The organism is Ferrovum myxofaciens, assembly GCF_000735045.1.
Lineage (GTDB): Bacteria > Pseudomonadota > Gammaproteobacteria > Burkholderiales > Ferrovaceae > Ferrovum > Ferrovum myxofaciens.
Genome location: NZ_JPOQ01000096.1, coordinates 1 through 4497 on the forward strand (window position 1 = coordinate 1; position 4497 = coordinate 4497).

5 protein-coding genes are annotated in these 4497 nt (G+C 52.5%); 1 reads left to right on the top strand and 4 read right to left on the bottom strand.

Annotated features, from left to right (window positions below; all coding sequences use genetic code 11):
* The 4 genes from IV91_RS15905 to IV91_RS0110940 all read right to left on the bottom strand — a co-directional run.
* Window positions 1–299: restriction endonuclease (locus IV91_RS15905; protein WP_150112462.1), on the bottom strand; the 299-nt coding region annotated here is incomplete at its 3' end.
* 253 nt (window positions 300–552) lie between these two features.
* Window positions 553–1017 carry a helix-turn-helix domain-containing protein gene (locus IV91_RS0110930; RefSeq protein WP_051862592.1) on the bottom strand — a complete coding sequence of 155 codons (465 nt, stop codon included), beginning with the start codon at window positions 1015–1017 and terminating at the stop codon, window positions 553–555.
* Window positions 1010–1903 carry a DMT family transporter gene (locus IV91_RS0110935; protein ID WP_031598324.1) on the bottom strand — a complete coding sequence of 298 codons (894 nt, stop codon included), beginning with the start codon at window positions 1901–1903 and terminating at the stop codon, window positions 1010–1012. The genes IV91_RS0110930 and IV91_RS0110935 overlap by 8 nt, the downstream gene beginning before the upstream one ends.
* 251 nt (window positions 1904–2154) lie before the next feature.
* Complete coding sequence (locus IV91_RS0110940) at window positions 2155–3156, bottom strand: zinc-dependent alcohol dehydrogenase family protein (protein WP_031598325.1); 1002 nt, start codon at window positions 3154–3156, stop codon at window positions 2155–2157.
* A 101-nt stretch (window positions 3157–3257) separates the two neighbouring features.
* On the opposite strand from IV91_RS0110940, the gene IV91_RS0110945 reads away from it, so the two are divergent.
* The gene (locus tag IV91_RS0110945) at window positions 3258–4181 is read left to right on the top strand and encodes an AraC family transcriptional regulator (RefSeq protein ID WP_031598326.1); all 924 of its coding nucleotides are present in this window, start codon (window positions 3258–3260) and stop codon (window positions 4179–4181) included.
* Window positions 4182–4497 lie beyond the last annotated feature (316 nt).

Below are 4497 nucleotides of genomic sequence, written 5' to 3' on the forward strand. Positions count from 1 at the left end.
AGAAAACTGTCGATGTCACCCTTCTGGAGTTTGTAATCTTCGGCATACAGTTTGCACTGGATGGCGTGAAACTCTCCCGTCCCGCGTACTTCAGCCACCAGATCGATCCCGCTGTCCTGACCCGTTTGACCTTGGCGATGTGCCCAGTCCTCATACATCCAGGCGTCCTGGTACAGGTCCCGATATTTGGGTTCTGCCTTCAAATAGCACAGGATCAACTTCTCGAAGTAGGTCCCTTTCTCACGCTGGGTCTGGGCAATCTGGCGGTAAGAGGCGAGCAGGTCAGACAGGGCAGTCACGGATTGTCCATTCGGTCTGGGTAAAAATTCGATGGTAACCCACCAGGGATTCATGTGGACAGAATGGCCATTATTTTTTTGGGCTATTTGCAATCAGAGGTTGGATCGGACTATTTTTTTGATCGATCGAAGCTGATTAAAGACTCGCCATCCTGATTGAAATTCGACCTTCGTGCCTGACCTTCGAAAAACGCAGTTGGTTGGGCCTATTGCTGAAACGGCAGTTCTGAACCTATTGCAGTCACACGGTCACTCAAGCGTTTGCCAAGGCATCTCCATCCACAAACCAAAAATTGCATATGCCGCGCTGAGTCCAGGCGATGAGGGCATTGCCGAATGGAGTGGGCGCGTTACCAAACCATATCTCAAGACCCGCTCCCATGGATTTAATTTCTCCGGGCGACATTGCTTCACAGTTCACCATCAAATCGTGCAACCGTCCCGGGCTCGACAAGCCCGCTTCCATCGTGACTGACAATACGTCTTTCGGACTTCGCAATGCTTGCTTGACATATTCTTTCGTCACATACTGCAAGAACCGTTTGGGTGAAACGCCAGCCCATTTCGAGAAGACTTTTTGCAGATGGAACTCGCTCATCCCGATATTTTCGGATATTTCAACGAGTGAGGGTTGGTGCCTTGCATGGTTGCGTATAAATTCAATCGCGCGGGCGACCAACTCATATTGCCTCGCTTGATCTGCAAAGGTGTCATGCATTCCCGGTTGCCCTGCGGAATAACAGCGTTGCGGGATTGTACCCGGTAACTAATGCCGTGCCGACAATAACAATGAACGATCCGGCCATCATTCCTGGGGTGACGACTTCGCCCAGAAAGAGGCTGCCCCACAGAATTCCGAACACGGGAATCAGGAATGTCACGGTGAGCGCAGAGGTCGCACCAATGTCCCGAATCAGTCGAAAATAAAGCAAAAACGCTATTCCGGTACAGACGATGCTCACGGCAACAACTGCCAGCATGACAACTGTGCCCGGAGGAGTTGTTACTGACGCAAAGGGGACGGCTGGTGCAATGACCAAACTTGCTGCCCACATGCTGCCATGCGCATTGGAAAAACCGTCCTCTGACTTTGCGGTCTTCGCATAGGTTGTGGCTATGCCAAAGGAGAATGCGGCCAGCAGCGCGGCTGCGATAGCAACCCCAGCACCCCGTTGTGCGGTTAAGTGGCCAACTCCGACGACCAAGCCAACACCAATGATGCCCAACCCTAACCCCAACGCGGTGCGGCCATTCGGCGGATGGCGGGTCCACACTGAACCGATCAATGTTCCCCATATGGGCGACGTGGCATTCAGAATAGACATTGCTGAGGCCGAAAGCGTCTGCGCTGCAAACCCGAATAGCAGGTAAGGCAAAGCCCCGTTGAATATGCCCAGCATGAGGTAGTGCCGCCAATGCTGTTTGACATTGAGTGGCTTATGCAGAAATCCGGCTACGATCGCCAGAAATAATGCAGCGAGGCCGACGCGGAATTCGGCCAAAATAACCGACCCCAGTACCGGCGCGCCGATGCGCGTGAACAGGAAGGAGGCGCCCCAGATGGCCGCCAGGGTGAGCAGTCTGATAAAACTAGCAAGATTCACGATTAATCCAGATAGTTGGTGCAGGTGAAGTATCGCTGAGTATAGAGTGCATTTCCACCCGATTCTTGCGGTGTTGATGAGGTCGTCTCTCAGGAAACGGAAATCAAGGAATACCATCCGAGCCAGGGCATTTTGGTATCCTCCGGATCCCGAATCTGCGATGCAAAGCGGAACCCCGGAGATGTGTCAGGGCGAAGACGTAATCCGTGAAGCCAACTGTATTCGTGTAGGAGAGCCCAATAACCCTCACCTCAATGGGCAATCACGACCTTGCCGAAATGTTTGCGGTCGTCGAAATACTGCCATGCTTCCTTTGCATCCATGAACGGAAATACGTGATCAATCACTGGCCTCAACTTGTGCTGTGTAATGGCGCGATTCATGTTCTCGAAATCATCCCGACTACCTACGGCTATTCTTCGAAGAGAGACGCCTCCCATAAACAGGTTCATGAAATCGATTGCATCTGAACTGCTGGCCAGAAAACCGATCAGTACGACCTCCCCGCCGATGGCGCATGATTTTATTGATTTTTGAAGCGTGCCCGGACCACCTACTTCAACAACCCGGTCCACCCCTTGCCCGTTGGTGAGCCTGCGTACTTCACCGTCCCAATCTGGTGTTGCCATGTAATTGATCACTTCATCGGCACCCAGATTTTTCAATTTCACCATTTTTTCCATGGAGGATGTGGTGGCAATGACCCGAGCACCCAGCAGTTTTGCCAGTTGCACCGCAAACAGCGACACGCCCCCACTGCCTTGCGTCAGAACAGTGTCTCCCGCAGTGATACCGGCCAATGCCGACCATGCCGTGACGGCCGCGCAAGGTAGTGTGGCGGCTTCTTCGAATGACAGATGGGCGGGAATAGACACCAAGGCTTCCTCGTTGACAACCTTATATTCGGTCAGCCAGCCATCGCTGTTGCTGCCGTATTGTTCGTTGATGGCGGATAATTGGAAACGACCACCTAACCAGCGGCGAAAGACTATATTGGCAACACGGCTCCCGATTTCAAAGCGTTCTACGCCATCGCCTACTTCGATGACTTCTCCGGCACCGTCGGAGAGCGGGATGTGACCGGGTGCGCACGACATCGGGTAATTTCCGTGAAGAATCGCCAGATCACGGTAATTGAGCGAACTGGCACGTACACGTACGAGTACTTCATGGCGCCCTGGTTTATGGGATTCCTCGTCGTGAAGCACGAGGTCGTCAATGGTTTTGAACTGTTCAAGGCGATAGGCACTCATGTTGATTTTCCTTATGTGATGTGAGCAATGCCAAGATACCGCCTTTTTATGTACGATAAATGCCTTATAATCCTGTTTTATTATCTAATCGTCTGAATTCCATGGATCCAATCGAAGATGTTTTTTCTGCTATGCGCATCGAAAGCGCTCTCTACGCCCGACTCGAAGCGAAGGCGCCATGGGGAATCTCGTTCCTGAACGGACCGCATATCCGATTTTTCCTCGTCCTGCGCGGCAATTGCTGGTTGACGGCGGAAGGGCTGGAAAAGCCTTTGGAATTGACCGAAAACGATTGCTTCATCGTACGTTCCGATGTGCGATTTGCCCTGCGTGATGACCTGCAAAGTCCTGTGAAATCCTGCACGGAAATCTTTGGTGAAGGTTCTGGCGATACAATTGCTTTCGGTGGAGACGGCATGCCAACCGACATTGTCGCTGGCCGCTTTGCTTTCAATACCACAGGTGGCGAGCCGCTTATTTCAGTGCTGCCACCGGTTGTTCATGCTGACATGGGAGGCACACGCGCCCATCTGCTTCACGCCACGCTGCAGTTGATCAAGATGGAAACTTTGGAACAGGGAATGGGCGCCAGATTGGTAGTCAATCGCTTGGCAGATGTTCTGTTCATGCAGGCAGTGCGAGCCCATTTCAATTCCTGTCTGAAAGGCACGACCGGCTGGATTGCCGGATTATCAGACCGTCGCCTCGGTGCGACGATTTGCGCAATGCATGGCAATCTGGAGAAAGCATGGACAGTGGAGTCCTTGGCGGCTTCAGCCGGAATGTCCCGCTCGGCTTTTGCCCAATATTTCAGGGGAATCGTCGGTATTCCACCGCTCGACCATCTGACGAACTGGCGCATGTACCGGGCTCGGTGCCTGCTGGGTAACAGCGATCTGGCACTAGCCAGAATCGCTGAACGGGTGGGTTACGAAACGGATGGCGCGTTCAATAGGGCTTTCAAGCGCGTGGTGGGCTTGACTCCGGGCGAATACCGCCGCAGACAAATCGGCCGACAAAGATAATCAGGCTATTTGCATTCTGAGGTTGGATAGAGGCTTTCAGGTCGATAATTTCACGCTGTTTCGTGCAAAATATGGTTGGATTTGAAAGCTATCCAGATAAAGCGTCTGTCGGCAGTTCGGCCTATGGAAAGCTTTGCATAAGGCCGACCTCCTGTCGGTGGATGGGCGTGCCAAGCGTCCGCTCAACTCAGATACCTGCCTTTGAACCCATGACAGTTCATCCGGCAGCAATGAGGCGATAGCTGTCAATAGCCGAATTTCTTTGTACTTTGAGGTACAAGCACAAAAATTCCGCATCGGACACGCGTTTTATACG